Genomic DNA, 16,144 nt, shown 5'->3' on the forward strand with positions numbered 1-16,144 from the left:
GTCTCTCTTTCGGTCCCGGCGAGTCACGGGGACACAAGACCGCCCGTGGGATTCGCGTCCACCGCCTCGGATGGTGCGGCGACACCCTCGGAGTTCGCGGATTCCATGTGGACGCCTTCGACGCCGGCGTAGAACTGCTGCGCCCACAACCGGTATCGCCCGATCGGCCCGTCTCCCTTTGCGAGCTTGGGCTGTTCGACGTGTTCCTGGTGGTTCCACATCAGCAGGTCGGCGCCGGTGTCCAGGCTCGCCAGCCGCTGAATGAGGACGCTGCTCAGCCGGGCGACGGGCAGTGTGGCCGCGCGCCCGAGCCGTTCGGGCAGACCCGGCACGGCGCCCAGTTCCAGCTTCGTGCCGAAGCGCAGGTGGATGCGCCCCGGGGTGGTCGGCGTCGCATGGAGCATCACATACAGGTTGCCCGCGCCCCGGGGCAGGACGGTGCGGGCGGCGATGGTGGCCAGGCCGATCACGGTGAGCGTGTACGACTGACGGAAGCCGCGCATGACGGTGCCGCGCGCGGTCGCGGTGACCGTGGCGATCGGTTCCCCGGGCATCGGTTTGCCGTCGATGTCGACATCCTCGAGGCCGTGCAGCGCGGGCAGGTGGCCCCAGTCGAAGGCGTTCTCGATGACGTCCTGCGGATGGCCGGCGATGTCGAACGTGTCGTGGCTGTACGGCTGCCGGTCGTCCATGGGCAGCGCCGGGACCCGCCACTGCGGGGGCAGGCCGAGGACGTGCCGCCACACATAGATCGAGCCGTTCGTCTCGCACACCGGATACCGGGTCAGCGACGCCTTCGGCGGTGGCCCGCCGTATCCGGTGCGCACGCACGTGCCGGCAGGGTCGAAGGCGAACCGGTGGAACGGGCAGACGATGTTCTCGCCCTCGATCGATCCGCCTACCCCCAGGTGTGCGCCCAGGTGCGGGCATCGCGGGCGCACGGCCCGCAGCACGCCGTCGGTGGTGCGATACAGGACGACCTCGGCACCCGCGAGCGCCCGGGTGGTGACGGTGCCCGGGCGTACCTCGTCCGAGAAGGCGAGGCAGAACCAGCCGTTCGGGTGCGGGCGGGTGGGGACGTGCAGGGTGTCGGCCGGGGCCGCCTCGAACGCGCCGACCCGGCGCGCCCGCAGCAGGCCTTTCACCAGCGGCTTCACGTGAGACCTCATGGCATCACTCCTGATGGTCGAGCGGGCAGCCGCCGCCCGCCGTCGTGGTGGAAGGGGTGGACGCCGACCGCACAGCGGTGGTGGTGTCGGCGTCGCTCGTGCGGCGTTCGTCGAGGCGCAGGCGCAGCCCGCGCGAACTCAGGCTCGTCTCCACCTTGGGTTGGAAGGGTTCGTGGCCGACCGGAACCAACCGCCAGCGAGCGACGATGGCGGTCAGCGCGAGGATGGCCTCGGTGAGGGCGAACTGGTCCCCGATGCACTTGCGGGGGCCGGCGCCGAACGGGATATAGGTCGCCCGGTCGGGCTGGGCGCCGAGCCAGCGGTCCGGGTCGAACCGGTTCGGCTCGGCGTACAGGTCGGAGCGGCGGTGCAGGAGGTAGGGGCTGAGCACGATGGTGCTACCGCCCTTGAGCCGCACGCCGCCGAGTTCGGCGTCCTCGCGCAGGGTGCGGGTCATCATCCAGGCGGGTGGGTACAACCGCAGCGTCTCGGTCACCACCCGGCTCGCCAGGCCCAGCGAGGGCAGCCGGCCGGCGTCGAGTGTGCCGCCGCCCTCGGCCAGGACGCTGTCGGTCTCGGCCTGGAGGCGGCGCTGCACGTGCGGGTTCTCGGCGAGCAGGTGCAGCGCCCAGGCCAGGGTGATGGCGGTGGTCTCCATCCCGCCGAGGAAGAACGTCAGGGCCTCGTCGGCGAGCTCGCTGTCACTGAGTTGTTTCTCGCCGCCCTCGCTCTCGTCGTCGACCGCGCCGATCAGCGCGGAGAGCAGGTCGGCGTGGTCGGTCGGGTCGGCGCGCCGCTCGGCGATGATCCCCTCGATGGTGGCCGAGAGCCGGTGTCGGGCTTCGTCGTACCGCCGTTTCTTCGGCGTCGGCAGCCCACGGAGCAGGGCCGGCGTCATCATCCGGCGGAAGAACGCGCTGACCACGGTGGAGGTGTCGGTCAGGGCCCGCCGCATGGTCTCCTCCGGCAGGGCGCCGCTGAACATCGTCTCCATGGTGGCCCGCGTCGTCAGCGTCATCATTTCCTGGGTGATGTCGACGACGTCTCCGTCGCGCCAGCCGGCCGCCTTCGCCTGGGCCGCGCGGGCGAACACGGCCGCGTATCCGGTCAGTCGGGTGGGGTGGAAGGACGGCTGGCACAGGCGTCGCTGGCGTCGGTGCAGGGGATAGGCGCAGGTGGAGAGGCCGTCGCCGATGACCTCGCGGATGCGGTCGTAGATCGCGCCGCCCTTGTCGAACACGCGGTCGTTGAGGAAGACCTGCCGAGTGAGACCCGGGTCGCAGATCATCACGGCGGAGCTGGGGCCCAGCCGGACGCGGACCATCTCGCGGTAGCCCGACAGGGATGTGATGAACGCCAGCGGATCGCGCAGCAGCGGCAAGGCGTGACCCAGCAGAGGCAGGGCTCGCGGGGCCAACGGGATCGACGCGACGGTGGCCGTAGTCGTGTCCGGCATGGACGACCTCATTCCCTGTGTGTTCCGGCGGCCGGCGCCGCGGGGGCGGTGTCGCGGGTGACCTCGATCAATGCGATGGTCCAGCGGAAACCCAGCCCGAAGCTCAGCACCAGGACGCGGTCGCCCGCCCGTGACGCGCCGGAGCGGAACAGGCGGTCGAGGCCGAGCAGGATGTCGCACGGGCCGGCGTGGCCGAGATGTCGGCCGAACGTCCAACTGGTGTCCTCGCAGCGCAGGTCGAGCGGGGACCCGGCGAGCACGAGGTCGAGCACGATCGATCCGATCGCGATGGCCACGACGTGCGTGACGTCCGCGGGCTTCGTGTCGGTCTCGTCGAGGACGGACTCGACACACCGGCGGGTGGCGCGTTGCAGTGTGTCCATGTGCGGCATGAGTCCGCTGTCCTCGATCGGGAATGGACGACCGTTTCCGTCGTGCTCCTTCCGCGCCCGCGTCAGTACTTCCAGGTGTGGCTCCACGACCTGGGCGGTCGCGGCCAGCCGGGCGAAGCCGGTGCCTCGGGTGAGTACGGCGGCGGCGCCGGTGTCGCCGGCCACGTAGCCCATGTTCCGGGCGCCGCCCCAGCGTTGCTCGGGGAATCGGGCGCCGACGGTGACCAGGGCGGCCTTCGCGGCGGGGCGGGCGGTGAGGTGTTCGGCGGCGACGATCAGCGCGGCGGCCCCGCCGTCGCTGGCGGCGCACAGTTCGTAGCCGATGGTGTGCGGACCGCCGAGCGCCCGCTGCATGTAGGTCGCGGGCGTGTAGTGGTCCTCGTCCTGGAAGTTGGCGTGTACGAGCAGGCTCAGGTCGGTGGTGGCGACGTCGGCATGGCGCAGCGCCTTGAGGCCGGCGCGGGCGGCCATCCGGGTCGGCGTATGGTCGGTCGCGATGGCGGCCGAGGTGAATCCGTTGAGCGCGGCCTGCCGCGGCGCGGCCGTCGACGCCTCGCCCGGATCGGGCACCGGGACGATCGGCGGAATCCAGGCACCGGTGCCCGCGATTGTGATGTCCTGCCACAACATCGCTGCCTCCTCGGCTGTCACGAAACGATCGATGGGCGGGCGTCGGCGAGGGGTCGGACGAGTTCGCCGGGGTGGTCCGGGTCGTGCGCGGCGACCGAGGCGATCCGGGCGAGTGTGCGACCTTCGGCGGTGGCGGCGGTCAGGACGCCGGTGGCGAAGTCGCAGTACAGGCGGATGGTCGGATGCTCCGCGCCGAGCCGGCAGTCGTTGCCCGGCCCGCCGAGGTCGACCTCGCCGAGACCGGCCATCGGGCCGACTCGGGGCGGGAGTTCGCCGATCGGTGGCAGCAACAGCAGGTGCACCATCGCGTCCAGCAGGATGGCGGGCACCATCGTGTCGCCCAGGGCCGGTGCCCAGGCGGCATGATCGAACCCGAACGCGGCGCTGTTCCCGTCGGCCCCGCGGGCGTGGTCGCGGGTGCCGGCGAACGGGCCGGTGAGCGAGATCGGCGGATCGGGTGTGTAGACGGGCATTGCGAAGTCGGGTTCGGGTCGGTGGGTCGAGGAGTCGGGGGGCGGGGCGAGCGTGGGATACCGCCGGGCCAGGCGCACGTTCGTTTCGCACAGAAGGTCGTTGAAGCGCAGGACTCGGCCGTTGCGGCCGACCCGGTGGGTCGTCATCCGGACGGCGACTTCGGCGCGATCCCGCCGCAGGCTCGTGACCCGGGCCTCGACCGTGACGGTGCGCGGCGGGCCGGTCGGTCCGACCGTGATCGAGGTTCGGCAGATGAGGTCGCGGAATCCGGTGACGACGAGATCGGGGCACACGAGCGCGGCGGCGCCGGCGGCGGCCTCGAGGGTGAACGTGCCGGGCAGGGTGTACTCGCCGTTGACCCGGTGGTGGCGCATCCAGCGGCCGTCCTGTTCGGCCAGGGTGCGGGGATCCCAGGTCTTGGTCAGGACGACCCAGCTCGTGCCGCGGTACAGGACGCCGTCGAGCAGGGGAGTGCGCAGGCCCGGATCCGGCGCGGCGGGCGGCGGCATGTCGGGAGTGGGCATGCGGAGGTCGTCGGGCGAGCCGTGTGCGGCGATCCCGCGGGTATGCAGCAGGGTGCGTTCGTCCTCGCGGACGAAGAACGTCACCCCGCCGGCCGGTGGACGGGCGACGGCGGCCAGGAACTGGGCGGATCCGAGCGCGTTGTCGATGTAGGCGTCCATGCGGTTGCGTTTGAGCGTTTCGCGCATCGTGATGCTGCTGGCCACGCCGGCTTCGAGCCAGCCGCTCCACAGGATCGCGAACTCGTGCCGGTCGGGCGGTGCGTGGCGACGAGCCCGGGCGCTCGCGTATGCGAGGTATTCGTTGGCGGTGCAGTAGTCGACGTCGCCGGGTGCGGGCGCGAGAGCCGCGAGGGTGCCGAAGTTGACCCAGGTTCGGGGCGGGCGCCCGGCCAGGGCACGTTTGAGGTTGCGGTAGCCGGTCGCCTTGGTGGCCCGTACCGCGCGGAAGTCGGCGAGGGTTTTGGCATGCAGCGCGCGTGAGCGCAGCTCCAGGACGGTGTTGACGAGCAGGTCGATGTGCCCGTGTCGGTCCAGGACTTCGCCGAGGACGGCGGTGGTGCGCTCGGCGTCGAGAACGTCGCACACCCGGTGGTGCACCCGGTCGGCGCCGCACAGCTCGGCCAGCCGGCGCATGGTGCGACCCACCTCCAGGCGCGCCTGGGCCCGCTCGTAGTCGGCGCGCAACTCGCCCACGGACGCGTCGGGGCGTTTGCGTCGTTCGGTGATGATGAACTCGGCCTGTGCCGGCAGGATTTCGTCGGGTTCCGGTGGTGGGGTGCGGCCGACGACGTACATGTGGGGTCGGTCGACGGCGTGGGCCAGCGCGTGCATGATCTCGGGGGTGATGCCCCGGGCGCCGCCGAAGGCGACCACGACCGCGCCGGGCGGAAGTTGGGCCCGCGGCGCGGGAACCGGTGCGGCGTTGTCGTCGACGACCGCCATGGTGAGCCAGGTGCCCGCGCGGCAGGCCAGGGTGTGCGTGGGGACCTGGGCGCCGGCCGCTCGGGCCAGGAGGGCCAGGGCCGTTGCCGCGTCCGGTGTGTCGGTGAGCAGGGCCGCGCCGCCGCACTGGCGGATCTCGGCTCGGACGGAGCGGACGAGACCGACGATCAGCGCGCTCGACGGGGTCGGCAGGTCGTCCGGTATCGCCCCGAGCAGCGCGGCGGCGAGCGAGCCGCCGTTGCGCAGGGCGGGCAGTGCGGCCTGGAGCGTGGTGAACGTGAGGTCTTGGAGGGCCTCCATGCGGGCGGTCTCGGCGTCGTCCGCGCCGTCGCCGTCGGGGGTGCCGTCGTCCTCGGGCAGTCGGGTCAGGATCCGGACGTGGCGGGGGATGAAGGCAAGGCCGGCCAGCGCGGTGGGCGCGTCCTCGGGCGGGACGTGGGTGGTGGCGCCGATGCCCGATGTCGGGGCCCAGACGGCGATGTCCGGGCCGCCGGCCGCGGCGGCGAGGTCGGGGGAGTCGGTGATCACGACGGTGCCCGGGGGGATCGCGGCCGCTGCCGCCTCCTCGGGGGGCGGGGTCGTCGGGACCAGGCGGACGGTTTGGCGGCGGCCGAGGTATTCCTCGGTGTGCTCCCGCCGGACGACCGAGTCGGGAGTGGTGTCCCCCTGCGACGCGATCCGGTCGGGTGCCGTGGACGCCGACACCGTGTGGTCGGCCCGTTCGGCCCGTTCGGCCCGAGGCGGTTGCGGCTCGGTCGGTGGGGCGAACCGGATCGGCGGTGATCCCGGGGCGGCGGGTGTGACGACGGTCGAGGTTCCGGTGACGACCGCCTTCAGGATCGTGAGCAGGGCGTCGAGCGAGAGGTAGGTGTGTCCGGTGTCGGTCAGTACGGGCAGCGCGTGCGCGGGCACGGCGCCGGCGTCGTCACCGGCGAGGCAGGTGGACAGGGTGCCCAGGATCGGCAGGCCGTGCTCGCGCGCGGTGGAGCGCCGGGCGATGGCCAGGACGGCGGCGCCCTCCGCGATGGATCGGCCCTGCGGCACCAGGCCGGCGAGATGGCGATCCCACCCGCTGATCGGGCGCAGGCAGACCGCGCCGACCAGGGCGAGATCGCAGGCCCGGTGCCGGAGTTGGCGCAGGGCCAGGTCGAGGCCGGTGTGCGCGGAGTCCCGGTGCGCGTAGACGCTGACGCCCATGCCCCGGAAGTCGTAGTAGTTCGCGGCCCGGCCGGACAGGATGCAGGAGACCGCCCCGGTGAAGTCGTCCTCGTTGAGGTCGCCGGGAATCACCCCCGCGGCCTCCGCCATGCCCTTCGCGAGGTATTCCCTCAGCCGTCGCGCCTGCGCGGGGTCGGGCAGGATGTCGAACGCGGCGGCGCACTCGGTGGCGTGCACGCGCAGTGCGGCCCGGGTGTTGTGGGTGGTGGGCAGCGACGATCCGACGACGACCGCGGTCGTGGGTCGCAGGCGGTTGCCCGGCTCGCCGAGCCGCTCCAGCAGCGGGCCCAGGGCCTGGAGCGTCATCAGGTGCGCGGCGTCCATGTGCCGCATCGTCAGCGGTGGGATGCGTACCTGGCGCGGGGACGGCAGCGGATAGGGCAGCCCGAAGCCGGCGTCCGGGGGCGGGCCGCCGCCGGTGAGCCAGGCCGGCACATCCTCCGCGCCGAGACCGGGCAGGTGGGTGTTCCAGCCGACGACGACCAGGTCCTCGGTGTCGGCGACGCCCGCCCCACCGCGCCGCGTCGCGGGCGCGGCCCGCGGCACACGGTCGGAGAGCACCACGTGTGCGTCGGCGCCGCCGAGACCGAACGCCGACACCCCGACCACACGCGGCCGGGTGTGCTCCGCCGGCCAGGGGGCCTCCACGAGCGGTACGGTCAGCCGCGAGCCGTCGCCGAGCACCGGGTGCGGATCGGTGACCACACACTGCCCGGGGATCGCCTCGCGCTCGAACGCGATCAGCGCGTGGGCGACCGAGACCAGGCCCGCGAGGACCCCGGTGTGGCCGAAGATCTGTTTGTTCGACGTCACCAGACACGCCCGCCGCCGCGGTCCCAACCGGGAGAGCAGCGAGCGCAGTTCGATCTCGTCACCCACCGGCGTCCCGGTGCCGTGGGCCACGATCCAGTCCACGTCGTCGGCCTCGACGCCCGCGTCGGCCCAGGCCCGGGCGATCGCCGATTCCTGGCCGCGGGTGGCCGGGGCGTGAATGCCCTTGCCCCGCCCGTCGGCGGCCAGACCGCTGCCCCGGACCACACCGAGCACCCGGTCGCCGTCCGCCACGGCCCGTGCGTACGGCTTCAGGGTGAGCATCACCGCGCCCTCGCCGATCACGGTCCCGTCGGCCGCCTGGTCGAACGGGCGTACGTTGCCGCTCATCGAGATGCCCTGGGCCCGACAGAAGAGGGTGAACCCGATCGGCTCGATCACCGAGGTGCCACCGGCGAACGCCACGTCGCACGAGCCGTCGCGCAGTGCCTTGACCGCCGCGTCGAGGGCGAACAGGCCGCTCGCGCAGGCGGAGTCGAGGGTGAGGTGTTGGGCATCGTCGGGGATCAGTCCGCGTAGCGCGTTGCGGGAGACGGACGCGGGCAGGTACGCCTGCGGGTTTCCGCCGTCGCCGGCGTAGTGCGCGTCGATCGCCTGGTCGGCCGACTCGGCCAACCAGTCGCCTTCCCGGTCGGCCGGGATCGCCTCGCGGACCATGCGCCGGTACTCGTCGCCGAGCACCACGGCCTGGGAGCCGAGTCCGGTCTGGTCGTGGATGCCGGTGGTCGCGACGAACCAGCGGTCGGTCGGGCGCCGGCCCACTCCGGCCAGGGCTCGGACGGCGCAGTGGCGCAGCCAGCGGTTGGTGCGCGGCCACCCCGGGTGGTCGACGTTGCCGTGCGGTTCGGTGATCGAGGCGGGGTCGGGTACGAAGTTCCGGACGTAGCCGGCCTCGCGAACGTAGAAGGCGTCGGTGTCATCGCGGGTGGGTGCCCAGAAGTGCTTCAGGTCGAAGGCGGACGGCTCACTGCGGATCGGGGTGCCCTCACGCAGCCGATCCCAGAAGTCGTCGGTGGAGTTCGCACCCGGCAGGACCAGGCCGAGGCCGACCACGGCGATCGCCTCGGGGTCGAACCGCGGCGTCGGATCGGGTGTCGGGGATGGCGTCGTGTCGGGCCCCGAGCGCGCCGCCTTCGGTGGTTCGGGGCCGGACCCGTCCGCCTCGGGCGGCGCGGTTCGCGCCGCCACCGACGGGATCGGTCGGCCGCGGGCGGGGATACCCACGCGGTCCGCCAGCTTGCTGTGCAGGCGGGCGCCCTGCATGCCGCCGATGGCTATGCCACCGTCGGCGACGATGGTCTGTCCGGTGATGAAGCCGGAGTTCGGGTGGAGGAGGTGGACGATCAACGTGGCGGCCTCCGGTGTCGAGAGGGCACGGCTCATCAGTTCGCTCGTCGTGGCCGGGTCGCCCAGGGCCGCCGGGGGATTGTCCAGGTTCTCGACGAACTCGCTGTCCACGGTGCCCAGTTGCACGGTGTTGACGCGGATGCCCTGGGGGAGGAGTTCGAGGGCCAGGTAGCGGACCAGCGATTCCAGGGCTGCCTTGGTGACCCCGCCGGGGCCGTATCCCGGGATCGGCAGGTGGGCGCCGACGCTGGACAGGCACAGGATGTTCGCGTTGTCCCGGCCGGCCATCAACTCGGCCGCCCGGCGCGAACAATGGTAGGCCGCCATCACATTGGTCGACCACGCCCGTTGCCAGTAGGTGTCGTCGATGTCGAGCAGGGGGAGGAACGCGCCGCCGGCGGCGTTGTTGATCAGGATGTCCAGGCCGCCGTGCCGCTCGGCCACCAGATCGAAGATGCGGTCGATCTCGCCGGTCTTGGCCACCGAGGCGCGGATGAACTCGCAACTGTGGCCGCCCTGTTCGAGCTCAGCCTCGAGCAGCTTCGCCTGCTCGACGGAGTGGAAGTAGTTGACGATCACGTGGGCGCCGTCGCGCGCCAGCCGGCGGACGATGTCCGCGCCGAGGCTTCTCGCCGCGCCGGTGACCAGGGCGATCCTCCCGCGGAGGTGGTCGGTGTCGGTCATCGTGCGGCAACCTCCGCCCGAGCGCGCACCACGGTCTCCGCGATCCGGCGCAGGGTGGCGAGGGTCAACAGGGAGGTGTCCGCCCGTAGATCGGGAAGGTCGAACCGATCGGACACCCGCCCGAGCAGGGCCACCTGCTTGAGCGACTCCACTCCCAACTCTGACTCCAGGCCGTCGTCCGCACCGAGCAGATCCGGCGGATATCCCAGGAAGTCGCCGTAGAGCACTCGCAGTTCGTCCAGTACCGCGTCGTAGTCGAGCCCGCCGGGCGCCGAGGCGGCCGGCACGGCAGCGGGGACCGCCGGCGCCGCAGTCGTGAGCGCCGGGTCGGCGGCGGGGTTCTCGTACGCCACGGGAGGCGTCGGCGCGGAAACACCGGCGGACCGCCTCGGGGGCAGGGCGGGGAGGGTGACCGTCGCGGCGGCCGCTGGTGCGCTCACGTGAGCGGCGCGACCGTTGGCGGAAGGCGCGGGCGGCGCGGGCACCCGCTCGCGGAACAGCCCACCCCGGGACGGACCGGCGGCCAACGATCGCACCGCCTCGAACGGATCACCCTCGCTCAGCGGAACCACACACCTCACACCCGGGACGGACGCCTCGACGAACTTGGTGACGACCGGCCATTCGCCGCACTCCACGAAGGCGTCGACACCACCCGCGTGCAGGTCACGGATCGTCTGCAACATCCGCACCCGGGCGGTGAGCGCGCCCGCGACCAGGTCCACGGGGTCGTCGTCGCCGACGTCCCGGCCCAGCCATGGGGAGCACACCCGCCAACGCCCGGTGCCGTACGGTACCCGCGGCGCGCTCGCCCGCAGGTCCCGCGCGGCATGCACCATCGCCGGGGTGTGCGTCGGATGCGGGACATCAAGCCGCAGACTCGGCCACCCCAGAGTGTCCGCCACCCGTTCCACGAACTCGATCAACGGCTCCGGGCCGCTGAGCACACTCTGCCGAGGAGCGTTCTCGCAGGCCAGCACCAGGTGGGGATGGTCGAGCAACCCGGCGAGCGACTGCGCTCGGCGGCCGTCGACACCGACCGCGAGCATCTTGCCGCCCCAGCCCTGTCGGGTCAGCGCCTGCGAGCGAGCCACGGCCAGGCGCGCGGCGTCCTCCACGGCCAGGTGTCCCGCGGCCGCCAGGGCCCACAGTTCCCCGATGCTCTGCCCGACGATCGCGACCGGCCGGACCCCCTCGGCGACCAGCATGTGGTGGGTCGCGAGGCTGACCGCGTAGATCTCCAGATACTGCACCTCGGGACCGCGGCGGTCGCTCGTCCCGTTGTCCTCGATCAGCCGGGGACTGATCTCGGGCAATCCCATTTCCCGGGCCGCCTTGTCGATCCGGGACAGGGATTCGCGTACGGTCTCGTAGCGGTGGTGGAAGTCGCTCAGGATGCCTGCGCGCGGGGCAGGCACCGTACCGGGCATGACGAAGACAGAGTCCATCACGTGCGTCACCCTCATTCCGTCCCACCGGCCGGCGATGTCTCGTCGGCGGCCGGAGTCCTGAAACGCCACGTCGGTGCGACGACGTCGACGGCACGAGCACGTTGGTCGTGCGATACCCGGGCGGCAGGGCCGCCGAAATGCGAGCGGGTATGCGGTGCCGTTGTCCCGAACGTTTCGTCGCCACCAGGAATGGGTTGCCATGCCCACGCCGAAAATCAGTCTCGGATCCAATGTGGGAAGGTGGCCAGACCATTCTCTGCTCATCCACTGCTCGGTTCTGCTCACCGCGGGCTCGCACGACTCGACCGCCACGGCGGCGGGACGGGCGGATGGACCCGGCCGAGGAGACCGTGCCACCGCCCGAGACGGCGATGTCACGGCATCCGCGAGCCGCGTCCGCAATGAGGTCAGGACCGGGCGACGACCGACGCGGCGGGGGAAACGCTCCGCATCACCTGGTGCCAGAGGAGTTCGCTGACGTGCCGGATGCCGAGGGTGAGGTGTCTGCGGTAGGTGCTGAACGGCAACTCCACCCGCCTCGCGGCGGCTTCCTGTGTGGGTGCGCCGTCCACGAACGTCACGGTCAGGGCTCGGTGCGCCTTCACACTTCTGGGGTCGCCGCCGAGGGTGTCGATCGCCCGCTCGAGTGCGTCCCGGAGGGAGCTGCCCGCGTCGGCGAGCAACCCGCTGCGCGACAGAGGATTGCGGGCCAGGGCATCGGGTCGATGCCAGCACCGCAGCGCCTCGCGAACGGCCTCGTCGAACTCCGGCCGCGCCATGATGGTCGTTTTGTGCGCGCAGGCGGACGACTGCGCCATCGGGCGCAGGTTCCGGGAAGGCCCGGTGTGGTCGAGGGCGTACTCCAGCGGCTCGGCCCGCCAGTCGTGCCCGAAGATCCGGTGCGTGTGGCGGCCGACGACCACGTCGGTTCCCGTCGGGCGAAAGGGGCCGTGAGCCGTGGTCGATCTCGCAAGGTCGGGGTCGGCCGAGGTGATGAACGACCAGACCGCTCCCCTGACGAGCAGCACTTCCTCCGCGATCCGCAGCACCATCGAGTCCATGACGGGTGAAGGCCGAGGGTGAGGCTCCGACGAGACCATGAATCGTGCGATCCCCACGTGCTCCCCCGGACGTAGCGCGCCCACCGCGTGGATGTGGCCCCACACCGCCGCCAAGACCGGATCCGCGCGCAACTCCTTCTCGTCGGGGTCACGGAGCGTCAACCAGGTCGAGAATCCGACCATTTCCCCCGTGCCGGGGCGCCGGTACAGGCGAAACGCCGCCGGTTGCCGGGCCAGCCAGAGCCGTACGATCGCGGCGGAACGGGCCCCTTCCGCCCGCTCCGCCATCCGCGCGACCGCTGTGTGGTCCTTTGATCGCAGTTCCTCTTCGTGGACCTCACTTCGGTTCCCCCACGTGACGAGGTCGCCCAGGAAGCCGCCGCTCCGGTACAGATACATGATCGGCGCGACGGCGCCGATCCGATCCGCGCCGCGTGCCTCGACGGCACGCTTCAGCAGGTGATCGCGGATCCGGCCGTGCATGGCGGCGTAGCGCTGTGGATCACGCCAGCGCAGATCCGCGTCCACGGCGCCCCGCACGACATCGTGCGGGGCCACGCCCTCCGGCCCCGCCTCCACGGAAGGCAGCCGACGAAGCCAGGCGAAGAGAGTCGCCGCGTCCTCGCCCGGCACCGCGGCCCTGAGCAGTTCCTCCGTCGTGGCCCGAGCGTGGCAGCAGACTTCCAGGGCATGCCGATGAGCCGCGGACGGCAGATCGCCGACCAGGTGCTCCACCAGCTTGGAGTACACCTCCTGCGCCGGGAGTTCGCCTGCGGACGGCGCGGACTGGAGGGCGACCTCGGCGACGAGGGCGAGTGCCAGCGGATGCCCGCCGGCGAACGCGAGCAACGGCTCATACGGCACGCCACGCGACCCCAACAGCGCTACGGCATCCTCACGCGACAGGTCCTCGAGCCGCACCACACGCACCACTTCGGCCCAGCCCGGGTCGGTCTCCCAGACCGGCGCGGGGGCCCGGCGCCCGGCGAAGACGGTCAGCGCCCCGACCGGCAACCGGGGCAGGAAGTGGTCCCGCAGCCAGCCCTCCAGGACCTGACAGCGCTCGAAGTCGTCGACCAGCAGCACCGCGTTGTCGCGCGTGAACATCTCCGCGGCGGCGAGTTCGAACGCCGCGGGCGACGAGCCGACGCGCCCGCTGATCTCGACCACGGTCCGTCCGGCCGAGCGTGCGTCGACGGCGAACTGCCTTAACAGGGACGACTTGCCGACACCCGCGAGCCCATGGAGCAACAGGACGGACAACGAGCCCGCCTCACCTGCGAGCGCGCGTCGAAACAACGCCAACTCCCTCGCCCTCCCGACGAAGGCGCGGTTGCGGGCGGCCTCGAGATGTTGGGCGAGACTGGGGAACGGGTGTCCGTCGATGGATGGCGTGCATGGCAATGGGGACTCCCGTGGATGAGGGGCATCGCGCAGGTCGGATCCGCCGCGACGCGGCAAGACGCACCGCCGGCCCGGGATGCTCTGGATGTTCGTGACCGGAAGGGCGGACGTGGCCGGCCGGCGCCGACGAGTAGCCCGCATCACAGGCGGGCCCGACGATTCCCCTCACAACTCACAGTACCTCTGCTCTCGCAGACGGTCACCGGCTCACGATCGCACCCCGGCGCGCACGCCGGGCTCGCACGTGCGGCTCGCGTCGCCCGAACCGATCGATGCGGGAGGCGACTTGATCGTGGGAGCGCGGCCGCCGCAGCGGGAGCGGGGCGGGACACCGGGCAACTCCCGGCACCTCGTGTGCGTACGTCACCAAGGAGGCGGAGTCGGGGCACCGGCCGGCCGGCTCGCGCCGATGCACCGGCTCACGCGTTCGGTGTGGACCATCGTGAACCGGCGCTCCGACGGTGCGGCGAACAGCCGATCGCCCGACCGTTATTCGGCGATCCTCGTGGAGTAGCTCCACCGGAAGAGCGGCAGACTCGCGCCATCCAGGTCCAACACGCCGCCGGTGTACTCGTAGTGTTCACGACCGTTTCGGAATTCTATGGATACCTTGTCCGGTATATCGGGTCCCGCCACCACGAGCATCGACGGCATCTCGGGAAACCCGCCCGTCAGAGCCACCCGTAGCTCGTTGTCCGGATGCGCCGGAACGGCGCCAGTGTTCATGGTCCACCTCGCATCACGCGTCACCGCGCAAGGGGCCTGTTCGGTCGCGGCCACTCCTGGGGTGCACAGCTGCACAACGGGACCGACGACCGGAAGCCGATCGTCCTGCAAGGAAATCAACACCCAAGGCGTCAAGCACAGGGCGCACGAACGCACGGCGGGCGCATACACGGCCACAGAGGAGTGCGACGACCGTCGACTACTTCCTCCACGCGCTCTTGGTGACCAAAACGCCGGCGTGCGCGTCGTGCGCCCCGGCGTACCGCGTGACATGCGCCACCGGCGGCAGCACCGCCACACGGGGAAGCGTCTTCGTGCGCGTCGTGGACGACACCGGTGAGGACGAGGGTCGGCTCCTGTGGCTCGTCTCGGACGACGACGGCGCGGCTCCCGGTGACATGGCTCGGCACGTTTGCTACGCCGTCGTTCCGGACGGTGGGGTGGTGAGTTCGCCGCCGGTGCTCGTGGGGGCGGGGCCGGGTGCTTCTCGGCGGCGCGGATCGGGGGCGGGGTGCGGGACCGTCCACGACGCGTGAGTGTTGACCTGCGCCACCGTGGCCTGCGCCAGCCGCTTGTATCGGGTCGCGATCTCCTCGGCCCGGTCGGCGGACAGGGGGCCTGCGTGCTCGGCGGCACGCGCGATGATCTCTTCCGGGCCCAAGTTGCGATTGGCCAGGACGATCGCGTTGACCGTCCCTCGGCGCAGGGCGTCGTAGCGGTCCAGCGCGGCCACGGGGTCGGGCTCCCGGGCCAGGCACCAGGCGAGTACGCGGGCGTCGACGATGGACTGCGAACCGCCGTTCATGCCCATCGGGAACATCGGGTGGGCGGCGTCGCCCAGCAGCGTGACGCGGCCGAAACTCCATCGGGGCAGCGGGTCGCGGTCGAGCATCGGATACTCGAGGATCGTCGAGGAGCGCTCGACCAGCGACATCGGGTCGAGCCACGGCAGGTCCCACTCGGCCAGGCCGGCGCGGGCCTCCGCCGCCGGGACGCGACGGTGCGAGGGATTCGGCGGTTCGACGGACGGCCCGTGTCGTACCTCCAGCACCCAGTTCAGCAGCGCCTCGCCGCCCGGGGTCGCCGGGTCCTCGATCGGATACGCGACGAACTTCGCCCCGGGGGTGCCGCCGGCCACCACGATCGAACGGCCGTCGAGGATGTGCGGATGACGGGCGACCCCGCGCCACATGTGCACGCCGTTCCACCGCGCGGCGCCCTCGTCGGGGTGGAGCCGGGCGCGGACCACCGAGTCGATGCCGTCGGAGCCGACCAGCACGTCGGCGTCCTCCACGGCAGGCGCGCCGCTCGCGCGGTCCCGGAAATGGGCCCGAATCCCACCCGATGTCCGCTCGAAGCCTCGGAACATCAGGCCGGTGCGGACGGCGTCCGGCCCCAGGCGTTCGCGTACCGCCGCCAACAACATCATGTGCAGCCGGCCGCGATGCACCGAAAATTGCGGCCACCGGTAGCCGGCCGCCAGGCCCAGCGGCTCCGCCCAGATCGGCCCGCCCGCCCGATCGTGGTAGCCCAAGCGGGACGGGGGCAGCGCGATGGCGGCCAACTCGTCGGCCAGACCCAGCTCGGCCAACTCCCGGACGGCGTGCGGCAGCAGGTTGATCCCGACCCCCACCGCCTCGATCGTCCGCGCCGCCTCGCTCACCCGCGGCCGGAACCCGGCGGCATGCAGGCTCAGGGCACAGGTCAACCCGGCGATTCCGCCGCCCACGATCGCGACCCTCATCCGCCCGTTCCGCCTTTCGCCGACGTTGTCGTGGAAGTTCGTCCGCCCGAATCCGGGCGAAACACCGACATCGATCCGGGGTGTCGGGGCC

8 protein-coding genes are annotated in these 16,144 nt (G+C 71.9%); all 8 read right to left on the reverse strand.

Features of this window, described 5'->3' with window-relative positions; translation table 11 throughout:
- Window positions 1–23: 23 nt before the first annotated feature.
- On the reverse strand, window positions 24–1,169 hold the full coding sequence (locus tag B4N89_RS26945; RefSeq protein WP_078978372.1) for a Rieske 2Fe-2S domain-containing protein: 1,146 nt from the start codon (window positions 1,167–1,169) through the stop codon (window positions 24–26).
- Between the two features lie 4 nt (window positions 1,170–1,173).
- On the reverse strand, window positions 1,174–2,625 hold the full coding sequence (locus B4N89_RS26950) for a cytochrome P450 (RefSeq protein WP_078978373.1): 1,452 nt from the start codon (window positions 2,623–2,625) through the stop codon (window positions 1,174–1,176).
- An 8-nt stretch (window positions 2,626–2,633) separates the two neighbouring features.
- The gene (locus B4N89_RS26955; RefSeq protein ID WP_078978374.1) at window positions 2,634–3,647 is read right to left on the reverse strand and encodes a 3-oxoacyl-[acyl-carrier-protein] synthase III C-terminal domain-containing protein; all 1,014 of its coding nucleotides are present in this window, start codon (window positions 3,645–3,647) and stop codon (window positions 2,634–2,636) included.
- A 17-nt stretch (window positions 3,648–3,664) separates the two neighbouring features.
- Window positions 3,665–9,667 carry an SDR family oxidoreductase gene (locus B4N89_RS26960; RefSeq protein ID WP_078978375.1) on the reverse strand — a complete coding sequence of 2,001 codons (6,003 nt, stop codon included), beginning with the start codon at window positions 9,665–9,667 and terminating at the stop codon, window positions 3,665–3,667.
- Entirely contained in the window at window positions 9,664–11,115 is a 1,452-nt protein-coding gene (locus B4N89_RS26965) for an acyltransferase domain-containing protein (protein ID WP_235618987.1), read from the reverse strand. The genes B4N89_RS26960 and B4N89_RS26965 overlap by 4 nt, the downstream gene beginning before the upstream one ends.
- A 410-nt stretch (window positions 11,116–11,525) precedes the next feature.
- Complete coding sequence (locus B4N89_RS26970; RefSeq protein ID WP_107504175.1) at window positions 11,526–13,724, reverse strand: AAA family ATPase; 2,199 nt, start codon at window positions 13,722–13,724, stop codon at window positions 11,526–11,528.
- A gap of 348 nt (window positions 13,725–14,072) precedes the next feature.
- Window positions 14,073–14,309, reverse strand: a complete 237-nt coding sequence (locus B4N89_RS49105; protein ID WP_143658098.1) for a DUF5988 family protein — start codon at window positions 14,307–14,309, stop codon at window positions 14,073–14,075.
- Window positions 14,310–14,724: 415 nt separating this feature from the next.
- The gene (locus tag B4N89_RS26980) at window positions 14,725–16,053 is read right to left on the reverse strand and encodes a flavin-dependent oxidoreductase (RefSeq protein ID WP_201260914.1); all 1,329 of its coding nucleotides are present in this window, start codon (window positions 16,051–16,053) and stop codon (window positions 14,725–14,727) included.
- Between the last annotated feature and the right edge of the window lie 91 nt (window positions 16,054–16,144).

The organism is Embleya scabrispora (assembly GCF_002024165.1).
Classification (GTDB): Bacteria; Actinomycetota; Actinomycetes; order Streptomycetales; family Streptomycetaceae; genus Embleya; species Embleya scabrispora_A.

What these genes read in the sequence shown, in the direction of transcription:
- B4N89_RS26945 (WP_078978372.1), bottom strand. Translation starts at nt 1,169, where the DNA reads ATGAGGTCTCACGTGAAGCCGCTGGTGAAAGGCCTGCTGCGGGCGCGC.
- B4N89_RS26965 (WP_235618987.1), bottom strand. Translation starts at nt 11,115, where the DNA reads ATGGACTCTGTCTTCGTCATGCCCGGTACGGTGCCTGCCCCGCGCGCA.
- B4N89_RS26970 (WP_107504175.1), bottom strand. Translation starts at nt 13,724, where the DNA reads ATGCGGGCTACTCGTCGGCGCCGGCCGGCCACGTCCGCCCTTCCGGTC.
- B4N89_RS26960 (WP_078978375.1), bottom strand. Translation starts at nt 9,667, where the DNA reads ATGACCGACACCGACCACCTCCGCGGGAGGATCGCCCTGGTCACCGGC.
- B4N89_RS26950 (WP_078978373.1), bottom strand. Translation starts at nt 2,625, where the DNA reads ATGCCGGACACGACTACGGCCACCGTCGCGTCGATCCCGTTGGCCCCG.
- B4N89_RS26955 (WP_078978374.1), bottom strand. Translation starts at nt 3,647, where the DNA reads ATGTTGTGGCAGGACATCACAATCGCGGGCACCGGTGCCTGGATTCCG.
- B4N89_RS49105 (WP_143658098.1), bottom strand. Translation starts at nt 14,309, where the DNA reads ATGAACACTGGCGCCGTTCCGGCGCATCCGGACAACGAGCTACGGGTG.
- B4N89_RS26980 (WP_201260914.1), bottom strand. Translation starts at nt 16,053, where the DNA reads ATGAGGGTCGCGATCGTGGGCGGCGGAATCGCCGGGTTGACCTGTGCC.